An 18,665-nucleotide genomic window follows, 5' to 3' on the forward strand; every position below is an offset into this window, starting at 1 on the left:
GCGCGATCGGACTACCGGGCGGACCGCGTCCACCCGGCGACGAGTCGGTCCGCTGTCATCGGACGGTCGCCCGGACGTAGGCGACGCACTCGTCGTGCAGGGCCGTCCACTGGTCGTCGAGCACCTGCTCGGACGCGTCGTCCAGCGACCGCCGGTCGTGCACCACGGCCCGGAAGAAGTCGAGCACCTGCTGCTCGCCGTACCGGTCGACGAGGTGGCGGACGGCCAGGTAGCCGACGCCGTAACTGCCGCCGACCCGGTCGGCCGGGGCGGCGTCGGCCGGGGTCAGGGCGTCCAGCCGGCCGTTCCACCCGCCGGCGACGAGCTGCCCGGCCTCGTCCAGCCCCTCGTAGCGGCTCACCGGGGCCCCGTCGGCCCCGGCGTACTCGGCCAGCCCTTCCACCAGCCACCAGGTCTGCTTGCCCGGGTAGCCCCGCGCGGGCAGCGAGGCGGCGTGGGTCAGCTCGTGCCGCAGCAGCTCACCGGTGGCGGTGGCGGTCAGCCCGTCGGCGTTGAGCACCACCTCGTGGTGGCCGCCGCCGACGGTGACCGCGTACCCGGCCGTCCACTTCGGTCGGCCGCCGCCGTACCAGCGTCGCCACTCGGGGCCGCCGGCGTAGAAGATCCGGTAGCGGTCCGGCGGTGGGCCGGCGATCGCGTACCGGTCGGCGACCGTCGCCGCGGACTCGGCCTCGGCGAGCAGGCCGGGCAGCTTCCCGCGCAGCGCCGGGGTGGTGGCCACCATGGTGCGCGGGCCGACGGCGACGACCAGGTCGCTGACCTCCCAGGGTCGGACCCCGGCCTGCGCGGAGCGGGACTCCTCGACGGCGACCAGCAGCGGTGCGCCGCCGGTCTCCCGCCAGCGGGTGCCGATCAGGACCGGGCTGGGCGCGCAGTCCGGCACGAGGAAGCAGTACCGGAAGGTCACCAGTTGCCGCCACTGCCCCGCCTGTCCCGCGACGGGGGTGGGCAGCCCGGACGGCTCGGCCCGCCACACCGTCACCCGGAGCGCGCGCAGTGCGGCGAAGCGGCGGCCCAGATCGGCGCGGGCGGCGGGGTCCGCGACGGCGAGGAAGCCGCGCCGATCGCCGCCGAGCAGGGCGTCGGCCTGCCGGGCGAGCTGGGCGGAGAGCTGGTCGCCCACCCGGCGGGCGGTCGCCGTGGCCGGATCGGGCGTGCGGGCGGCGGGGCGGTCCACCGTGGCGCGCTCGGCGGTGCGGTCGACCAGGCCGGCCAGCAGCGCCGCCGGCACCCCGCAGCCCACCATCGCCAGCACCACCGCGAACGCGGCCCAGAGCGGCCAGCGGCGGCGTGAGCGTGGCTCGCCCACCCCGTCGGTCGGGCGCGACTCGTCCAAGCCGTCGGTGAGGCGCGGCTCGTCATGCCCGTCGGTCACCGGCGAAGGGTACGACCAATCGGGGCGATCCGGCCAGAGCCGCCCGCGCGTCGGCAGCATGCCGGCGGGCCTGCACACGCGGTACAACCTTCTGCCGCAGGACGGTGGCCTGCACGGACGGTGACCGGGGCGGCGTCGGAAGGGGGTGACTACTCGCCTATCGAGCTGATGACGTGAACGACTCACGGAAGGCCGGACCCGGTGGCGATGCGACGGAGCCCGTCTCTGCCGTCCGCAGAGACGGGCCGTTACCCGGACGACAGCCACGCGTCGGGGTGGCCTGAATCGTTCACGACATCAGATCGAAAGGGCGCGACCACCGCAGGTGGGGTGCCGTGGACGGGCGCTCACGGGAGCCACCACCAGCGGCCGCCGTCAGCGGGTCCCCCCGACAGGCGCCGGGATCGGCCCGCCAGCAGCCACGACAGGAGGCGGGACCATGAGCCACCGACAAGCGCCGGGATCGGCCCGCCGGCAGCCACCACAGGAGGCGGGACCATGAGCCACCGACAAGCGCCGGGATCGGCCCGCCGGCAGCCACCACAGGAGGCGGGACCATGAGCCACCGACAAGCGCCGGGGCCGGTCAGGCCGGGTGACCGCCGCGGCTGAGCAGCGCCCGGTCCACGGCCCACAGGGCGACCAGACCCGCCGCGAGCAACGGGTGCCCGGCGAGGGCGAGCAACACGCCGGCGGCGAGGAAGCAGGCCGCCTGGACGGCGTACTTGGCCGGCGGGGCGAGCCGGACCCGGGCCCGGGGCGAGCAGAAGATGCCCCAGACCAGCGCGATCAGCAGCGGTGCGCCGAGCCCGGCGAGCAGCCGGACGGCGAGGCCCGCGTCGAGGGTGAAGCCCCACCAGCCCGCGGCGACGAGCATCGCCACCTCCACCAGGAAGGCGATCGCCAGCAGCGCGGCCCTCATCAGGACCGCCAGTCCCGGTACGCGGTGTCCAACGAGGCCACCAGCTGGTCGAACGACCGGTCGATGCCTCGGGGCAGGCCGAAGCCACCGGCCGCCTCCAGGGTGATGAAGCCGTGCACGGCGCTGCGGAACAGGCGCGCGGCGTCGACCGCGGCGTCACCGGTCAGGCCGTACCCGCGCAGGATCGCGTAGACGGTGTCGAGGGCCCGCCGGCCGGCGGCGACGTGCTCGGGGTCGGCCGGGTCGGGCACCCGCTGCGCCGCCGGGTAGCGGCCGGGGTGCCGGCGGGCGTAGTCGCGCCAGGCGATGGCGACCGCCCGCAGCGCGTCCGCCCCGGCGCGCCCGGCGGCGGCCGAGGTCATCGCGTCGGCGAGTTCGTCGACGGCCAGGGCGGCGAGCTTCTGGCTCAACGCGTCGACGCCCTTGACGTGCTTGTAGAGGCTGGGCAGCGCGACGCCGAGCCGGCCGGCGAGCGCGGCCAGGGTCAGCCGCTCGTAACCGACCTCGTCGGCGAGGCGGGCCGCCTCGCGGACCACCGTCGACGGGGTGAGCCCGGCCCTAGCCACGCGTGGTCACCGCCAGGAACTCGACGAGCTGGGCAGCGGTGGCCGCCGGCTGGTCGGCGTGCGGGTAGTGGCCGGAGTCGGCGATCATGCGGGCTTCGGCGGTGACGAAGAGGCGGCGGGCGGCCCGAGCCTCGCCCCCCCGGGTCGGCGAAGTCGGGGTCCTTCGCGCCCATCAGCACCAGCACCGGCTGCCGCACGTCGGCCGCCCGGGCCGTCCAGTGCGGGGCGACCGGCGCGATCACGCCGCGGACCGCCGCCATCCGGCCGCGCAGGCCGGCGACCAGCTCCTTGCGGTACGCGGCGTCGTCGGCGGGCCGGCCACCGGGGAAGAGCGTCCGGTGGAACAAGCCGAACAGCCGGGGACTGCGCAGCACGGCCGCCTGGGCGAGCCGCATCGCCGGGTTGGGCCTGGGCTGGGCGACGAGTGCGCCGATCTGCACGATGCCGTTGACCAGCTCGGGCGCGTCCCCGGCGGCGAAGACGACGGCCGCCGCGCTGGACGAGCTGCCGACCAGGGTGGCCGGGCCGCCGAGGGTACGCACCACGGCCAGCAGGTCCGAGCCGACCTCGGCCGGGGCGTACGACGGCCAGTGGGCGCTGGAGTCGCCGTGCCCCCGGACGTCCACCGAGGCCACCCGGTAGCCAGCCTCGACCAGGAGCGGGATCAGGTGGCGGAAGGATCGCCGGTTCTCCCCCATGCCGTGCGCGAGGACCACCAGCGGCCCCTCGCCGTGCACCTCGTACGCGATGGTGCCGCCGTCCCGCTCCACCTGGCTAGTCCTCATAGCCTCGAAGCTAAGCACATTAGCCAAATCTGTCAACGCCGGACTTGACCTGAAGTCCGGTGCAGCTCCGATGATCACCGCATGACGTCGATGGGAAGCCCACACCTCCGCATCGCCCGGCCGAGCCGCAACCTCGGGGCCGCCGAGCGCTTCTGGGTAGCCGGGCTCGGCCTGAGGGTGCTGTACCGGGGCGAGGCCGCCGGGCTCGGTGAGCACGACCTGCTCATGCTGGGCTGGCCGGACGCGGCCTGGCACCTGGAGCTGGTCGGCGGGGAGCACCTGGCGGTCGAGCCCCGCCCGACGGAGGAGGACCTGTTCGTGCTCTACCTGGACGGCCCGGTCGAGGCGGACCTGATCACAAGACTGGAAGGGGCCGGCGGGACGAGAGTCTCCGCCGGCCCGTACTGGGACCGCTGGGGGGTGACGGTGGCCGATCCGGACGGCTACCGGCTGGTGCTGAGCACCCGGGGCTGGTCGAACGCCTGAGTCACTTCTTGGAGACCATGGCCCGGCCGAAGAACATCAGGTTCGCGGGGCGCTCGGCGAGCCGGCGCATCAGGTAGCCGTACCAGTCCTCGCCGTAGGGCAGGTAGGTCCGCACGGTGTAGCCCTCGCCGACCAGCCGGGCCTGCTCCTCCGGCCGGATGCCGTACAGCATCTGGAACTCGAAGCGCTCCGGGCCGCGGTCGAACCAGCGGGCCCGGTCCTCGCCGATCGCGATCAGGCGCGGGTCGTGGGTGGCCAGCATCGGGTAGCCGTCCCCGGACATGAGCACGTTCAGGCAGCGGACGTACGACTTGTCCACCTCGCGGGCCGACTGGTACGCCACCGACTCCGGCTCCTTGTACGCGCCCTTGCAGAGCCGTACCCGGGACCCGGCGCCGGCCAGCTCGCGGCAGTCCGACTCGGTCCGCCGCAGGTACGCCTGGAGCACCGCGCCGGTGGCCGGGAAGTCCTTGCGCAGCCGGGCCAGGACGCTCAGCGTCGAGTCGGTGGTGGTGTGGTCCTCCATGTCGAGGGTGACCGTGGTGCCCGCCTCGTCGGCCGCCAGGCAGATGGCCCGCGCGTTGTCGTAGGAGAGCTGCTCGTCGAACTTCTGGCCGAGGGCGGAGAGCTTCACGCTGACCTCGGCGGGCGGGGTGAGCCCGGCGCTGGAGAGCAGCTTCAGCAGCTTGAGGTACTCGTCGCGGGTGGCGTTGGCCTGCTCGGGAGTGACGGTGTCCTCGCCGAGGTTGTCGATGGTGACCGCGAGGCCGTCGGCGACGAGTTCGCGGGTCGCGCGCAACGCGTCGTCGGTGCCGGCGCCGGCGACGAACCGGCGGACGACGTCCCGGGTGAACGGGGCCGTCGCGATGAGCCGCTCGACCTGGGATGCCCGGGAGGCGGCGAGGATGACGGAACGGAGCATGAGCCGAGCGTAACGCCCGTGCACGGCGCTGCGCCGGGGGGCGGTGGAGCCGCCGCGACGTCTCGTGGCAGGCGTCCCAATGGCATCACGAGCATCGCCCGGGGGGCGACGGAAGTGGCGTCGATCAGCTACAACGATGCCGTGGATGGACACCCCCGCCGCCGGCTCCGGTCGGCCTCCGTGCAGCTCGGCGCGCTCACCGCCCTGGCGCTCGCCCTCTCCGGCTGCAACATGACCTCCGACGACGACGATGACGACTGCGCCCTGGGTCCGGCCGGCGGCGGGGACACGGTCGCGCTGGCGATGCGGGTACCGGCGGTCACCACCGGCACCGCCGGCGCCGAGCCCCGGCCGGTCGCCGCGGCCCTGCCCGAGCGGGGCGGTTTCGGCACCCACCTCGCCTCCTGCGGGGGCTGAGGTGCGACGCGAGGCGGCCACCCCCCGCCCGGACTGGGACGCCACCATCCGCGAGCAGGGCCTGGTGTACGTCGACACCGAACTGCCCGACGGCGGGACCATGTCGTACTGGGACGAGACGGCGGCGTACGCCTTCGACCTGGCCGAGGTGCTGCGGCTGGAGGAGGCCACCGAGGAGCTGCACCGGATGTCGGTGGCCGCGGCCGAGCACGTCGTCGCCCGCGGCCGGTACGCCGAGTTCGGCATCCCGGCCTGGGCCGCCGAGGCGGTCGCCCGGTCGCTGCGCGAGAAGCCGCCGACCCTCTACGGCCGCTTCGACCTCGCCTACGACGGCAGCTGGCCGCCGAAGCTGCTGGAGTACAACGCCGACACCCCCACCGCGCTGGTCGAGGCGAGCATCATCCAGTGGTACTGGCTGGAGCAGACGCACCCGGACGCCGACCAGTGGAACAGCCTGCACGAGCGGCTGGTGGGCGCCTGGGCCAAGATCGGCGCCGGCCTGCACGACCGGCGGGTGCACGTGGCCTGGTCGAACGAGGAGGAATCGGGCGAGGACCAGATCACCGCCGGGTACCTGGCCGAGACCGCCCGCCAGGCCGGGCTGGACGTGACGCTGCTGCCGATCCAGCACGTCGGCTGGGACGGCCGGCGCTTCGTCGACGCCGACGACCGACCGCTGACGACCTGCTTCAAGCTCTACCCATGGGAGTGGATGCTGGCCGAGCCGTACGGGCCGGCGGCGCTGGAGCCGGGCACCCCGACCACCTGGATCGAGCCGGCCTGGAAGCTGCTGCTGTCCAACAAGGCGCTGCTCGCCGTGCTCTGGGAGCTGTACCCGGGGCACGAGTACCTGCTGCCGGCGTACCTGGACTCGCCGCGCGGGATGCCGGAGTACGTGGCGAAGCCGCTGCTCGGCCGGGAAGGCGCCGCGGTGCGGATCGTCACCGGCGACACCGAGATCACCAATCCGGGCGACTACGGCGACGAGGGCTTCTGCTACCAGGAGTTCCGGGCGCTGCCGGACTTCGCCGGCAACCGTACGGTGCTGGGGAGCTGGATCGTCGACGGCGAGTCGGCCGGCGTCGGCCTACGGGAGAGCGAGAGTCTCATCACCGACGGTTACGCGCGGTTCCTGCCGCACTACATCGACGCGCCGCGCGCCCCGTGAGTCGTCTACCGTTGGGGTCGTGAACTTCGACGCGTACGCCCGGACCGGCGTTGACCTCGTCAACGCCCGCCTGGACGACCTCGACGACCTGCGGGCCCTCTTCCCAGACGACAACGCGTGGATGCGCGACGAGGTCGCCGAACGGGACCTGGTGATCTTCCGGCGGGCGCAGAAGCGCCTGCGCGACGTGTTCGAGTTCGGCACCTCCGGGCGGGACGTCCAGGCGGTGGCCGAGCTGAACGCCCTGCTGGAGGCGTTCCCCGTGCAGCCGCGGATCTCCGGGCACGACTCCAGCGACTGGCACATGCACGTGACCAGCCGGGGCGCGTCGGTCAGCGCGGAATACCTGGCCGGCGCGGTCTGGGGCCTGTCGGTCTGGCTCTGCGAGTACGGCAGCGCCCGGTTCGGGGTCTGCGCGGACGAGCGCTGCGGCAACGTCTACCTGGACACCTCGTCCAACTGCTGCCGCCGGTTCTGCTCGGAGCGCTGCGCCACCCGCTCCCACGTGGCCGCCCACCGGGCCCGCAAGCGCGCGGCGGTCGGCGAGCAGCAGCTCCCCGTCCCCACCCAGACCGATTCCCTCACCCCCGTCCCCTGACCCACCCGACCGCGGCGCTCGCGCGGGCGGTCGGGCGGTCGATCATGGAGTTGTTGCCCCGACACGCCGAGGCGGAGGGCAACAACTTCATGATCGACGGGGAGAGGGACCCCGGTGGGTCAGGCGTCTACCGGGGAGGGGGCGGTGAGGTGGGCGCGGGCGAAGGCGAGGGCCTCGCGGAGGTCGGCCTCGCGGTCGGCGCGGCTCTTCGCGCCCCGGGTGGTGACCTCGACAGCCACCGAGCCGGTGAAGCCCCGGCCGGCCAGTGAGCGCAGCAGCTCGGCGCAGGGCTGGCTGCCGCGCCCGGGCACCAGATGCTCGTCGCGCCCCTCGCCGGTGCCGTCGCCGAGGTGCACGTGCGCCAGCCGGTCGCCCATCCGGTCGGCCATCGCCAGCGAGTCGGTGTGCGAGGCGGCGCAGTGCGACAGGTCGAGGGTGTACGAGGCGTACCCGGCCTCGGTCGGGTCCCAGCCGGGCACGTACGGCACGAACTGCCGGCCGGCCATCCGCACCGGGTACATGTTCTCCACCGGGAAGCGCAGGTCCGGGTACTCGCCGGCGATCGCCTCGAGCCCTTCGGCGAAGTTGCGGGCGTAGTCCCGCTGCCAGGTGAACGGCGGGTGCACCACCACGACCGGCGCGCCCAGGGTGGCGGCCAGCTCGGCCGAGCGGCGCAGCCGCTCCCAGGGGTCGGGGCTCCACACCCGCTGGGTCACCAGCAGGCACGGCGCGTGCACCGACAGGACCGGCACGCCGTAGTGCTCGGAGAGGCCGCGCAGCGCGCCGGTGTCCTGGCTCACGGCGTCGGTCCAGACCATCACCTCGACGCCGTCGTAGCCGAGCGCCGCGGCAAGCTGGAACGCCGCCGCGGTCCGTTCAGGGAAGACCGAGGAACTGGACAGGAGCACGGGGACGCGGAAAGTCACACCCCTCAGGGTAGCCCGACCGGTCGCCACGCTTCAGGACGAGCGGCGTCAAATGGCGCAGAACGACCGGCGTGGATCACATCGGCTCGAGCTGATCCAACCGGCGGAGGATGACGCCCTCCCGCAGCGCCCACGGGCAGATGTCCAGCGCCGGGACGTCCAGGCGGCGCATCACCGCCTCGGCCACCACCGCCCCGCCGAGCAGTTGGTGCGCCCGCCCCGTGCTGACCCCCTCCAGCTCGGCCAGTTGGGCCGGCGGGATGTGCCGGATGAAGCCGAGAACCTGCTGCAGCCCGGTGCGGGTGAGGCTGCGCCGGGCCCAGAGCCCGGCCGCGGACGGCGCCGCGCCGGCCAGCCGGGCCAGCATCCGGAAGGTCTTGGAGGTGGCGACGGGGCGCTCCCAGCCCACCCCGGCGAGCTTCTCCACCACCGGGTCGAGCAGCGCGTCGACGTATTCCCGCAGCTCCTCCACGGCCTCGGCGGAGGGCGGCGCCTGCCCGGCCGGGTCCACCCGCAGCCGCTCGCGGCTCAACCGCCCGGCCCCGAGCGGCAGGGAGACCGCGACGTCCGGGTCCTCGTCGATGCCGGCCGCCAGTTCCAGCGAGCCGCCGCCGATGTCCATGACCAGCAGCCGCCCCGCCGACCAGCCGAACCACCGGCGCACCGCCAGGAAGGTCATCCGCGCCTCGTCGGCGCCGGAGAGCACCTCCAGCCGTACGCCGGTCTCGTCGCGGACCCGGGCCAGCACCTCGGCCGCGTTGGTGGCGTCGCGCACCGCGGAGGTGGCGAAGGCGAGCAGGTCGTCGGCGGCCAGCCCGGCGGCGGCGGTACGCGCCATGCCGACCGCCTTGACCAGCCCGTCGGCGCCCTCCTCGGTCAACGCCCCGTCCGGGCCGATCTGCTCGGCCAGCCGGAGCACCACCTTCTCCGAGTGGGCCGGCCAGGGGTGCGCCCCGTGGTGGGCGTCGACCACCAGCAGGTGCACCGTGTTGGAACCGACGTCGAGGACACCCAGTCGCATGCTGTCGACCCTAGGGCCAACACGTTTCCGCGGCTCGCCGGCCGGCCCCGGTCACCCCGCGTACGCTGGTCCGGGTGACGAGCCAGGTGGAACTGCACGTACTGGTGGACGACCCGAGCGACCCGCGCAGCCGTGAGGTGGAGCTGGACTTCCCCCGCGAGTGGATCGAGTTCGTCGACCCGGCCGACGAGCGGCACCTCGTCCGCGCCGACCTGACCTGGCTGTTGTCCCGCTGGACGTGCGTCTTCGGCAAGGGCTGCCACGGCATCATCGCCGGCCGGGCCACCGACGGCTGCTGCTCGCACGGCGCGTTCTTCACCGACGGCGACGACGAGAAGCGGGTCCGGGCGGCGGTCAAGCGACTCACCCCGCAGACCTGGCAGCACTTCCGCCGGGGCGTCAAGAACTGGACCGCGGACGACACGATCGACGGCAAGAACCCGGCCCGCCGCACCGCCACCCGGGACGTGGACGCGCCGTGCGTGTTCCTCAACGACGCCGACTTCCCCGGCGGTGGCGGCTGCGCCCTGCACGGTCAGGCGCTGCGCGACGGGGTGCACCCGCTGGAATACAAGCCGGACGTCTGCTGGCAGCTGCCGATCCGCCGCGAGCAGGACTGGACCAAGCGACCGGACAACACCAAGGTGCTGGTCTCCACGCTGACCGAGTTCGACCGGCGGGGCTGGGGCGCGGGCGGGCACGACCTGGACTGGTGGTGCACCTCGTCCACCGACGCGCACGTCGGCACCGAGCCGATGTACGTCTCGTACGGCCCGGAGCTGACCGCGCTGATCGGCGCGCCCGCGTACGCGAAGCTGGCCGAGCTGTGCGGGGCGCGGCTGCGCCAGGGCCAGGTCGCCCCGCACCCGGCCAGCGAGGGCTGACCGCCGGAGCTACTCCCGCGCGCCGGCCGGCAGCACGACCACGCCGTCGTCGTCGCTGTGCACCTCGGCTCCCGGCGTGAAGACGCAGTTGCCGAACGACACCGGCACGTCCCGCTCGCCGGCTCCCGCCTTCGCGCTCTTGCGCGGGTTGGCGCCGAGCGCCTTGATGCCGATCGGCAGGGCGGCCAGCGCGGTGACGTCCCGGACCGCGCCGTTGATCACCACCCCCGTCCAGCCGTTCGCCGCCGCGGCGCCGGCGATCAGGTCGCCCATCAGGGCGGTGTGCACCGACCCGCCGCCGTCCACCACCAGCACCCGGCCCTCCCCCGGCTCGGCGACGATCGACTTGAGCAGGGCGTTGTCCTCGAAGCAGCGCACCGTGACGGCCGGCCCGGCGAAGGCGCGGGCGGCGCCGAACTGGCGTAGCTGGGTGTCGCACGAGCCGAGCACGTCGCCGTACCGGTCGTAGAGGTCGGCGGTCGGAGTCAGCATGGTTCTTCCCTCTCTGGTCGGGGTGTCGGATCGGCGGGTGGGCCCTGGTGCAGTCCGGTCGCGGCGACGGCCACGCCGGCCAGGCCGGCGGCGGTGCAGGCGAGCACGCCCGCCGCCCCGGCGCCGGCGGCGAGCGCGCCGGCGGCGCTCGGGATGACGACCTGGCCGAGCCGGTTGCCGGTGAGGCGCAGGGACATCGCCCGGCCGCGCAACCCGGGCGGGGCGGACTCGGCCAGGAACGACATGGTCAGCGGTTGCCCGGCACCCAGGCCCAGCCCGGAGACCGTGACCACCACCGCCATCGCCCAGAGCGGCAGGGGCGGCAGCAGCAGCCCGACACCGGCGGCGGAGAGGGCGACGGTGCCGACCAGCAGCCGGCGCCGGCCGACGGCGGCGACCAGCCGGCCCAGCAGCAGCCGCGAGGCCATCGACGCGACCGCCCGCAACCCCAGCAGTACGCCGATGGAGCCGGCGGCGATGCCCCGCTCGGCACCGAGGGCGGGCAGGTAGACCAGGGTGATGTCGACCGCCGCCAGGACGACGCAACTGACCGCGAGGGCGCGCACCAGTCCGGGCTGGCGGAGCAGGCCGGCCAGCCCGCCGGCGGCCGGACCCGCCGCCGGCCGGTGGTGCGCCGACGGGCGGAGGAACGCGGCGGCGACCAGCAGTGGCAGGGTGAGCGCGGTGGCGCCGAGGAAGATCGCCCCGGTGTCCGGGATCGGGCGGTCCCCGCCGAAGACCACGATCAGGCCGGGTCCCAACGCCTGGCCGAGCGAGGCGGCGAAGGTGTAGTAGCCGAAGGCCGCGTCGTACCGGTCCGCCGCGGTGCGGTTGGCGACCAGCGCCTGCTGGCCCACCACCGCGCAGAGGTGGCCGGTGCCGAGCACCATGCTGGCCACGACCAGGCCGGCGACCGAGTCGGCGAAGAGCACGAAGCAGGCGCCGGCGGCGGCGAGCAGGCCCGACCCGGCCAGCACGATGCGGCGTTCGCCGAACCGGTCGACCGCGTGGCCGGAGGGGACCGCCAGCACCAGCGGCGCGACGGCGAAGCTGGCCCCGAGCACGCCGAGCCAGGCCGCCGGCACGTCCAGGTCCAGCGCCCGGTACGCCGACGCCGGGCGCAGCATGAAGGTGGCCGCCTGCACCACGACGGTGTGCGCGAGCAGCAGGCCCGTCTGGGTACGCACGGGGACCCCGGTCAGCCCGGGATCCCCGTGCCCGACGCGCGACACCCCACTCAGTCGGCCTTCACGGCGAGCACCGGGCAGGGCACCCGGAGCAGGATCTCCTGCGCTGTCGACCCCATGATCAGCTTGCCCACCGGAGTGCGGTGCCGGATGCCGATCACCACCAGCGAGATCTCCTCCGCCTCGGCGATCTCGGCGATCTCCTCGGCCGCGTCCCGGCCCCGCACCAGCTGCCGGACGGTGTGCGGCACCCCGTCCGCGGTCAGCTCGCGGACCACCCGGGCCAGGTCACCCTCCTGGGCGAAGCGCGGGTCGACGTAGGCGTCGCCGCGCGAGGTGTTCACCACCAGCACCGGCTCGTCGCGGAACCGGGCCTGCTCCACGGCGGCCCGCAGGGCCGCCTCACCCAGGGCCGAGGGGACGTACCCCACCAGCACGGTCATCGGGTCACCAGCCTTTCCCGAACTCCTCGGACGACGAAACGGCCGAGCACCGGCCAGAGCAGCACCACCAGGACCACGGCGTAGATCGTCCAGGACACCCAACCGCCGAGCAGGCCATGCAGCTCGCCGCCGGAGAGCTGCAACGCCCGCCGGCCCTGGAGCTCGGCGCGCGGGCCGAGGATCACCCCGACGATCAGCGGCAGGATCGGCAGCCCGAAGCGCCGCATGCCGAACCCGAGCAGGCCGAGGGTGAGCAGCAGGAACAGGTCGAACGGCGAGGCGTTGACCGCGTACGCGCCCATCGAGGCGAAGAAGAGGATCCCGGCGTAGAGGTACGGGCGGGGAATCCGCAGCAGCCGCGCCCAGGCGGGCGCGAGCGGCAGGTTCAGCACCAGCAGCAGCAGGTTGCCCACGAAGAGGCTGGCGATCAGCGTCCAGACCAGACCGGACTCCCGCTCGAAGAGCAGTGGGCCGGGCTGGATGCCGTACTGCTGGAAGGCGGCCAGCATCACCGCGGCGGTGGCGTTGGTGGGCAGGCCGATGGCCAGCATCGGCACCAGCGTGCCGGCGGCGGAGGCGTTGTTGGCCGCCTCCGGGCCGGCGACGCCCTCGATCGCGCCCCGGCCGAACTCCTCCGGGTGCTTCGTCAGCTTCTTCTCGGTGGCGTACGAGAGGAACGTCGGGATCTCCGCACCGCCCGCCGGCAGCGCCCCGAACGGGAACCCGTACGCGGTGCCGCGCAGCCACGGCTTCCAGGACCGCTTCCAGTCCTGCCGCCCCATCCAGGGCCGGCCGACCGGGATCACCTCGGCGGCGCGGCGGCGCAGGTGCGCGGCGATCCAGAGCGCCTCGCCGACGGCGAAGATGCCGACCGCCACGACCACCACGTCGATGCCGTCGGCGAGTTGCGGGATGCCCAGGGTGAGCCGCTGCTGGCCGCTCACCGCGTCGATCCCGATGGTGCCGATGACCAGGCCGATCAGCAGCGAGGCGAAGCCGCGGACCCGGGACGCCCCGAGCACCGCGGTGACCGCCACGAACGACAGCAGCATCAGCGCGAAGTAGTCCGGCGCGCCGAGGCTGATCGCGAACTGCACCACCGGCGGGGTCACCACCACCAGCAGCAGGGTGGCGATGGTGCCGGCGACGAACGAGCCGATCGCGGCGGTGGCCAGCGCCTGCGCCGCGCGTCCCGCCTTCGCCATCTTGTTGCCCTCGATCGCGGTCACCACCGAGGACGACTCGCCGGGGGTGTTCAGCAGGATCGAGGTGGTCGAGCCGCCGTACATGCCGCCGTAGAAGATGCCGGCGAACATGATGAACGCCTGGGTGGGCTCCATCCCGTAGGTGACCGGCAGCAGCAGCGCCACGGTCATCGCCGGCCCGATGCCGGGCAGCACGCCGACGGCGGTGCCGATGGTGACGCCGAGCAGCGCGATCAGCAGGTTCATCGGGGTCACCACGTTGGCGAACCCGTCGAGCAGGTTTCCGAGGTTGTCCATCACAGGATCCCTTGCAGCACGCCCGCGGGCAGGTTCACGCCGAGCCCGATGGCGAACGTGTAGAAGGTGATCAACGACAGCGCGACGGCGATCAGCAGGTTGCGCACGTGGTGCCGGTTGCCCAGCGCGAAGGCCGAGCCCCAGAAGAGCAACGTCCCGCTGATCACCCAACCGAGCCGGTCGATGAGCACCGCGTTGACGACGAAGGCGCCGATCAGCAGCAGTACCGTCCGCCAGTCGATCGGGGTGGTCAGATCGACGTCCTCACCGGCCTCCGGCTCACCGCGGCCGCCGCGGGCGACGTCCACCGCGTAGATCGCGGCGACGATCAGCAGCAGCACACCGAGCAGGATCGGCACCGGCTTCGGGCCGATCGGATCGGCGGTGCTGATCGCCTGCCCGGTGCGGGCCGCGTCGACGATGACCAACCCGCCGACCAGCGCCAGGAACGCGCACACGGCGTACTGCGCCCGGTCCGGCTTCCCGGTCCGGGCCGCACCGCCGGTCGGGTTCGCGGCCGCGGGCGCGGTCAGCGCCGCACCGTCGGCCGGGTTCGCGGCGGCGGGAGCGTCGTCGGCCGCGGCGGGCCGCGCCACCGCCGGCAGGTCCGGCGTACGCTCCGCGGCCGGCGGGACCGCCTCGGCCCCCGCCGCGGGGGTCGCCGGGTCGGCGGCCCCCGCGGTCGGCTGCGCCGGGATCGGCGGTATGGCGGGGACGCTCTCCCCACCCGCCGCCGGGCGGGGCGGCGGGTCGCCGCCCCGGTCCGGTCGGGTCGCCATGCCGGTCATGCCAGCCCGAGCTGCTTGAGCAGGTCGGCCACGGACTTGTCCTGCTCGGTGAGGAAGGTGGCGAACTGGTCTCCGGTGACGAAGGCGTCGGTCCAGCCCCGCTTGGCCAGCTCGGCCTTCCACTGGTCGGACTCGTGCATCTTCGTCAGCGCGTCGATCCAGACCTTCTTGTCGGCGTCGCTGATGCCGGGCGGCGCGACGATGCCCCGCCAGTTGGTGAAGACCAGGTCGATGCCGGCGGACTTGAGCGTCGGCACGTCCTTGAGGGCGTCGATCGGGGCCTCGCTGGTCACCGCGAGGACCCGGATCTGGCCGGCCTCGACCTGGTCGAGGAACTCGCCGAAGCCGCTGGCGCCGAAGGCCACCTTGCCACCGAGCACCGCCGGCAGCAGCTCGCCGCCGCCGTCGTACGAGACGAAGTTGACCTGGCGCGGGTCGATACCGACGGTCTTGGCGAGCTGCATCGGCAGCAGGTGGTCCGGGCCACCGGGGGACGAGCCACCGCCGACCGCGATGCCCTTGGGGTTGGCCTTCCAGGCCGCGACGAGATCGCCGATCGTCCTGTACGGCGAGTCCTTCGGCACCACGATGGCGCCGGCCTCCTCGATCAGCTTCGCCAGCGGGGTGGTCTGGGTGAGCGTCGCCGACGACTTGGAGGTGTACGAGGCACCGACCACGCCCAGCCCCATCTGCATGGCGAGCTTGCCGTTGCCCTTCTCGTTCACCGTGCGTTGCAGGCCGACGGTGCCGCCCGCGCCGGGCAGGTTGAAGACCTGCACGCCGGTGGCGATCTTGGCGTCCTCCATCACCTTGGCCGCGGTGCGGGCGGTGGTGTCGTACCCGCCGCCGGGGGTGTTCGGCACCATGATCCGAAGTCCGGTGGCCGGTTTGCCGTCGTCGCCGGACCCGCCCTCGTTCTTGTCCGCGGTGGCGCCGCAGGCGCCCAGCGCCAGCGCCGTGGCGGCGGCGACGCCCATGACCAGCAGGTTTCTCCGAGTTGCCATCTTGTTTCTCTTCCGTTTCGAAGGAGTCCGGCGGCAAGATGATGACCCCCGGGCAGATCCCGCGTCTGCCTTGTGTCACCAGCGGAAATTGAGGTCTTTGTGGTCGCGGTCACGCCCCGCCGTACCTTGGCCGGGCAGTTGCTCGTGCTCCAGCTCGCGATCATCGTGGTCGTGCTGGTGGCGGTGGCCGCCGTCTCGCTGGCCCAGTCCGCGGCGACGTTCAACCGGGTGGAGGGGCGGCGGGTGGCCGCCCTCGGCGAGGAGCTCGCCGGCAGCCCGTTGCTGCGCGACCGGCTCAACCAGCCGGCGCCGGCGGAGCTGGTCGCCCCGCTGGTGCAGAACGCGCTGACCCGGTCCGGGGTGACCTCGGTGACCGTGGCCGACGCCCGGGGGCGGGTGGTCAGCTCCACCGACCCGACGTTGGTGGGGAGCCCGCTCGTGCTCGGCGACCCCGACGTGGCGCGGGGCCGGGCCTGGTCCGGCGAGCTGGAGGTCGGCGGCTCCCGGGAGCTGGTGGCCCAGGTGCCGGTGCTCGGGGCTCGTGAGTACAACCTCGGGCGACACCTCGGCGTGGTGATGATCGGCGAGGCCGCACCGACCTGGTCGGAGCGGCTGGTCGGCGCCTCGTCGTACCTCTTCACCTACCTGGGCATCGCCAGCCTGCTGGGGGTGGCCGGCTCCTGGCTGCTGGCCCGGCGGATCAAGCGGCAGACCCTGGGCCTGGAGCCACGGGAGATCGCCGGCCTGGCCGAGCACCGGGAGGCACTGCTGCACGGCCTCGCCGAGGGGGTGGTCGCCCTGGACCCGCAGCTGCGGATCACCCTGGTCAACGCGGTCGGCCGGCGGCTGCTCGACCTGCCCGAGGACTGCCTGGGCCGAAGCCTCGCGGACCTGCGGATCTCCGGCCGGTTGCGGGACGTGCTGGCCGGCGCCGACAGCGACCCGGAGGCCCGGGACGAGGTGGTCGTGCGCGGCGGCCGGGTGCTGGTGATGAACCGGATGACGGTGACCAAGGACGGCCGCCGGCTCGGCTCGGTGACCACCCTGCGCGACCGCACCGAGCTGGCCCGCCTGGAGCAGGAGATCGGCTCGTTCCGCAGCACCACCGAGCTGCTGCGCGCCCAGACCCACGAGTTCGCCAACCAGCTGCACACCATCTCGGGGCTGATCCAGATCGGTGAGCACGACGAGGTGGTCCGGTACGTCGACGCGCTGAGCCGGCACCGGGCCTCGCTCGACCTCACCGTCACCAGCCGGATCCACGACACGGCGGTGGCGGCGCTGCTGATGGCGAAGTCGGCGCTGGCCGCCGAGCGCCGGGTGGAGCTGCGGATCTCCGAGCGGACCGGCCTGGACCGGCTGGAGCCGGCGGTCGCCGCGGACGTCGCGACGGTGCTGGGCAACCTGGTCGACAACGCCGTCGAGGCGGTGGCCGGCGGCCGGGAGGGTCCGACGCCGTCGGCGTCCGGCGCTTCGGACGACGCCGGGCCGGGCGGTGGCGACGTGCCGGACCGGCCGGCCTGGGTGGAGGTCGAGCTGCGTCGGGACGCCTCCTCGGTGGAGATCGTGGTCCGCGACTCCGGCCCGGGGATCGCCCCGCAGCTGGCCCAGGAGGTCTTCACCCACGGCTTCACCACGAAGGCGGCCCGGGGCGGCGAGCGGGGCATCGGGTTGGCACTCACCCGGCTGGTCTGTCACCGTCGCGGCGGCGAGGTGGCGGTGACGAACACCGAGGAGGGCGCGATGTTCACGGCCCGGATGTCGGTGACCGGCACTCTGGAGGGGGTCCGGTGATCGACGTACTGGTGGTCGACGACGACTTCATGGTGGCCCGGATCCACCGGGGCTTCGTCGAGCGGATCGACGGCTTCCGGGTGGTGGGTACGGCCAGCACCGGCGAACAGGCGATCGCCGCCGTCGACGAGCTCCGTCCCGACCTGGTGCTGCTCGACCTCTACCTGCCGGACATGTTCGGCCTGGACGTGGTGACCCGGCTGCGGGCCGCCCGGCACGACTGCGACGTGCTGGTGATCAGCGCGGCCCGGGAGGCCGAGGCGGTACGTCGGGCGGTTCGCTACGGCGCGGTCAACTACCTGCTCAAGCCGTTCGGTTTCGACGAGCTGCGGACCCGGCTGGAGCAGTACGCCGCCCGGCGCAACGCGCTGCGCGCCACGGTGGTGAGCGACCAGGCCGACGTGGACCGGGTGCTGTCCCGCAGCGGCGCGCACATCGCCACCTCGAAGCTGCCCCGGGGGCTCAGCGCGGAGACCGCCGAGCTGGTCGAACGCACCCTGCGGGGACACTCGGGGACGTTCTCCGCCGCCGAGTGCGCCAACGCGGTCGGCATCTCCCGGGTCAGCGCCCGCCGTTACCTGGAGCACTTCGCCGACACCGGGCGGGCGGAGGTCAACCTCCGGTACGGCTCGGCCGGCCGCCCGGAGCGTCGCTACGGCTGGGTCTCCTGACGGCCTACGGCTCGAACTTGTAGCCGAGGCCGCGCACGGTGACGATGAACCGCGGCGCGGACGGCTCCGGCTCGACCTTCGAGCGCAGCCGCTTGACGTGCACGTCCAGCGTCTTGGTGTCGCCGACGTAGTCGGCGCCCCAGACCCGGTCGATGAGCTGCCCCCGGGTGAGCACCCGGCCGGCGTTGCGCAGCAGCAGCTCCAGCAGCTCGAACTCCTTCAGCGGCAGCTGGACCGCGGCGCCGTCGACGGTCACCACGTGCCGCTCGATGTCCATCCGGACCGGGCCGGCGGCCAGCGTCGGCGCGCCCGACTCGGTCACCTCGGGGCTCTGCCGGCGCAGCACCGCCCGGATCCGGGCCACCAGCTCCCGTGGCGAGTACGGCTTGGTGACGTAGTCGTCGGCCCCGAGCTCCAGGCCGACCACCTTGTCGATCTCACTGTCCCGGGCGGTGACCATGATGATCGGCACGTGTGAACGCTGGCGCAGCTGCCGGCAGACCTCCGTCCCGGACATCTCGGGGAGCATCAGGTCGAGCAGGACGATGTCCGCGCCGGTCCGGTCGAACTCGGTGAGGGCGGAGGGTCCCGTCGCGGCGACGGACACCTCGAAGCCCTCCTTGCGGAGCATGTACGACAGGGCGTCGGAGAACGACTCCTCGTCCTCGACCACCAGAACGCGGCTCAACGGTGC

The 18,665-nt window shown here is 73.8% G+C and carries 21 protein-coding genes; 7 read left to right on the forward strand and 14 right to left on the reverse strand.

Annotation, left to right across the window (positions count from 1 at the left end; all coding sequences use genetic code 11):
* Window positions 1–55 precede the first annotated feature (55 nt).
* From KBX37_RS00420 to KBX37_RS00435, 4 genes are all read right to left on the reverse strand, one after another.
* Window positions 56–1,396 carry a hypothetical protein gene (locus KBX37_RS00420; RefSeq protein ID WP_210773617.1) on the reverse strand — a complete coding sequence of 447 codons (1,341 nt, stop codon included), beginning with the start codon at window positions 1,394–1,396 and terminating at the stop codon, window positions 56–58.
* Window positions 1,397–1,981: 585 nt separating this feature from the next.
* Complete coding sequence (locus tag KBX37_RS00425) at window positions 1,982–2,317, reverse strand: YrdB family protein (RefSeq protein ID WP_210773618.1); 336 nt, start codon at window positions 2,315–2,317, stop codon at window positions 1,982–1,984.
* Window positions 2,317–2,883, reverse strand: coding sequence for a TetR/AcrR family transcriptional regulator (locus tag KBX37_RS00430; RefSeq protein ID WP_210773619.1), 567 nt, complete (start codon window positions 2,881–2,883; stop codon window positions 2,317–2,319). Before KBX37_RS00430 ends, KBX37_RS00425 begins: the two co-directional genes overlap by 1 nt.
* Window positions 2,802–3,668: an alpha/beta hydrolase gene (locus KBX37_RS00435; protein WP_247656772.1), complete on the reverse strand. Its 867-nt coding sequence runs from the start codon at window positions 3,666–3,668 to the stop codon at window positions 2,802–2,804. The genes KBX37_RS00430 and KBX37_RS00435 overlap by 82 nt, the downstream gene beginning before the upstream one ends.
* A 90-nt stretch (window positions 3,669–3,758) precedes the next feature.
* Between KBX37_RS00435 and KBX37_RS00440 the strand changes: the two genes are divergently transcribed.
* Entirely contained in the window at window positions 3,759–4,154 is a 396-nt protein-coding gene (locus KBX37_RS00440; RefSeq protein WP_210773749.1) for a VOC family protein, read from the forward strand.
* Between the two features lies 1 nt (window position 4,155).
* Here KBX37_RS00440 and KBX37_RS00445 read toward each other — a convergent pair whose 3' ends face one another.
* Window positions 4,156–5,076: a proline dehydrogenase family protein gene (locus KBX37_RS00445; protein WP_210773620.1), complete on the reverse strand. Its 921-nt coding sequence runs from the start codon at window positions 5,074–5,076 to the stop codon at window positions 4,156–4,158.
* A 141-nt stretch (window positions 5,077–5,217) separates the two neighbouring features.
* Between KBX37_RS00445 and KBX37_RS00450 the strand changes: the two genes are divergently transcribed.
* Genes KBX37_RS00450 through KBX37_RS00460 form a run of 3 tightly spaced genes read left to right on the forward strand, consistent with a single transcriptional unit; the run spans window position 5,218 to window position 7,259 of the window.
* On the forward strand, window positions 5,218–5,493 hold the full coding sequence (locus tag KBX37_RS00450; protein ID WP_280839426.1) for a hypothetical protein: 276 nt from the start codon (window positions 5,218–5,220) through the stop codon (window positions 5,491–5,493).
* A gap of 1 nt (window position 5,494) precedes the next feature.
* On the forward strand, window positions 5,495–6,661 hold the full coding sequence (locus tag KBX37_RS00455) for a glutathionylspermidine synthase family protein (RefSeq protein WP_210773621.1): 1,167 nt from the start codon (window positions 5,495–5,497) through the stop codon (window positions 6,659–6,661).
* A 19-nt stretch (window positions 6,662–6,680) separates the two neighbouring features.
* The gene (locus KBX37_RS00460; protein WP_210773622.1) at window positions 6,681–7,259 is read left to right on the forward strand and encodes a CGNR zinc finger domain-containing protein; all 579 of its coding nucleotides are present in this window, start codon (window positions 6,681–6,683) and stop codon (window positions 7,257–7,259) included.
* 119 nt (window positions 7,260–7,378) lie between these two features.
* On the opposite strand, the gene KBX37_RS00465 is transcribed toward KBX37_RS00460, so the two are convergent.
* A complete protein-coding gene (locus tag KBX37_RS00465; protein ID WP_210773623.1) occupies window positions 7,379–8,185 on the reverse strand; it encodes a sugar phosphate isomerase/epimerase in 807 nt (268 codons plus the stop codon).
* A 76-nt stretch (window positions 8,186–8,261) separates the two neighbouring features.
* Window positions 8,262–9,206 carry a Ppx/GppA phosphatase family protein gene (locus KBX37_RS00470; protein WP_210773624.1) on the reverse strand — a complete coding sequence of 315 codons (945 nt, stop codon included), beginning with the start codon at window positions 9,204–9,206 and terminating at the stop codon, window positions 8,262–8,264.
* Window positions 9,207–9,280: 74 nt separating this feature from the next.
* Between KBX37_RS00470 and KBX37_RS00475 the strand changes: the two genes are divergently transcribed.
* A complete protein-coding gene (locus KBX37_RS00475; RefSeq protein WP_210773625.1) occupies window positions 9,281–10,090 on the forward strand; it encodes a hypothetical protein in 810 nt (269 codons plus the stop codon).
* Between the two features lie 9 nt (window positions 10,091–10,099).
* Here KBX37_RS00475 and rraA read toward each other — a convergent pair whose 3' ends face one another.
* From rraA to KBX37_RS00505, 6 genes are read right to left on the reverse strand one after another with little or no spacing between them, the layout of a single operon-like run.
* A complete protein-coding gene (gene rraA / locus KBX37_RS00480; protein ID WP_210773626.1) occupies window positions 10,100–10,582 on the reverse strand; it encodes a ribonuclease E activity regulator RraA in 483 nt (160 codons plus the stop codon).
* Window positions 10,576–11,769: an MFS transporter gene (locus KBX37_RS00485; RefSeq protein ID WP_210773627.1), complete on the reverse strand. Its 1,194-nt coding sequence runs from the start codon at window positions 11,767–11,769 to the stop codon at window positions 10,576–10,578. The genes rraA and KBX37_RS00485 overlap by 7 nt, the downstream gene beginning before the upstream one ends.
* A gap of 50 nt (window positions 11,770–11,819) precedes the next feature.
* Window positions 11,820–12,212, reverse strand: coding sequence for a universal stress protein (locus KBX37_RS00490; RefSeq protein ID WP_210773628.1), 393 nt, complete (start codon window positions 12,210–12,212; stop codon window positions 11,820–11,822).
* Window positions 12,209–13,714 carry a tripartite tricarboxylate transporter permease gene (locus KBX37_RS00495; protein WP_210773629.1) on the reverse strand — a complete coding sequence of 502 codons (1,506 nt, stop codon included), beginning with the start codon at window positions 13,712–13,714 and terminating at the stop codon, window positions 12,209–12,211. The genes KBX37_RS00490 and KBX37_RS00495 overlap by 4 nt, the downstream gene beginning before the upstream one ends.
* On the reverse strand, window positions 13,714–14,493 hold the full coding sequence (locus KBX37_RS00500) for a tripartite tricarboxylate transporter TctB family protein (RefSeq protein ID WP_247656773.1): 780 nt from the start codon (window positions 14,491–14,493) through the stop codon (window positions 13,714–13,716). Before KBX37_RS00500 ends, KBX37_RS00495 begins: the two co-directional genes overlap by 1 nt.
* A 5-nt stretch (window positions 14,494–14,498) precedes the next feature.
* Window positions 14,499–15,506, reverse strand: coding sequence for a tripartite tricarboxylate transporter substrate binding protein (locus tag KBX37_RS00505; protein ID WP_210773630.1), 1,008 nt, complete (start codon window positions 15,504–15,506; stop codon window positions 14,499–14,501).
* A 99-nt stretch (window positions 15,507–15,605) separates the two neighbouring features.
* Here KBX37_RS00505 and KBX37_RS00510 point away from each other — a divergent pair, with 99 nt between their 5' ends.
* Window positions 15,606–17,300 (forward strand): ATP-binding protein, encoded by a 1,695-nt coding sequence (locus tag KBX37_RS00510; protein WP_210773631.1) that lies wholly within the window; start codon window positions 15,606–15,608, stop codon window positions 17,298–17,300.
* Entirely contained in the window at window positions 17,297–17,971 is a 675-nt protein-coding gene (locus tag KBX37_RS00515) for a response regulator (protein WP_170285406.1), read from the forward strand. Before KBX37_RS00510 ends, KBX37_RS00515 begins: the two co-directional genes overlap by 4 nt.
* A 4-nt stretch (window positions 17,972–17,975) precedes the next feature.
* On the opposite strand, the gene KBX37_RS00520 is transcribed toward KBX37_RS00515, so the two are convergent.
* Window positions 17,976–18,659, reverse strand: coding sequence for a response regulator transcription factor (locus KBX37_RS00520; RefSeq protein WP_210773632.1), 684 nt, complete (start codon window positions 18,657–18,659; stop codon window positions 17,976–17,978).
* Window positions 18,660–18,665: the final 6 nt, after the last annotated feature.

It is taken from the genome of Micromonospora sp. U56 (assembly GCF_018070095.1).
Classification (GTDB): domain Bacteria; phylum Actinomycetota; class Actinomycetes; order Mycobacteriales; family Micromonosporaceae; genus Micromonospora; species Micromonospora purpureochromogenes.

Excerpts from the sequence above, each read along its gene's own strand:
- KBX37_RS00490 (WP_210773628.1), bottom strand. The coding sequence starts at position 12,212 with ATGACCGTGCTGGTGGGGTACGTCCCCTCGGCCCTGGGTGAGGCGGCC.
- KBX37_RS00445 (WP_210773620.1), bottom strand. The coding sequence starts at position 5,076 with ATGCTCCGTTCCGTCATCCTCGCCGCCTCCCGGGCATCCCAGGTCGAG.
- KBX37_RS00425 (WP_210773618.1), bottom strand. The coding sequence starts at position 2,317 with ATGAGGGCCGCGCTGCTGGCGATCGCCTTCCTGGTGGAGGTGGCGATG.
- KBX37_RS00470 (WP_210773624.1), bottom strand. The coding sequence starts at position 9,206 with ATGCGACTGGGTGTCCTCGACGTCGGTTCCAACACGGTGCACCTGCTG.
- KBX37_RS00435 (WP_247656772.1), bottom strand. The coding sequence starts at position 3,668 with ATGAGGACTAGCCAGGTGGAGCGGGACGGCGGCACCATCGCGTACGAG.
- KBX37_RS00495 (WP_210773629.1), bottom strand. The coding sequence starts at position 13,714 with ATGGACAACCTCGGAAACCTGCTCGACGGGTTCGCCAACGTGGTGACC.
- KBX37_RS00440 (WP_210773749.1), top strand. The coding sequence starts at position 3,759 with ATGGGAAGCCCACACCTCCGCATCGCCCGGCCGAGCCGCAACCTCGGG.
- rraA (WP_210773626.1), bottom strand. The coding sequence starts at position 10,582 with ATGCTGACTCCGACCGCCGACCTCTACGACCGGTACGGCGACGTGCTC.
- KBX37_RS00500 (WP_247656773.1), bottom strand. The coding sequence starts at position 14,493 with ATGGCGACCCGACCGGACCGGGGCGGCGACCCGCCGCCCCGCCCGGCG.
- KBX37_RS00505 (WP_210773630.1), bottom strand. The coding sequence starts at position 15,506 with ATGGCAACTCGGAGAAACCTGCTGGTCATGGGCGTCGCCGCCGCCACG.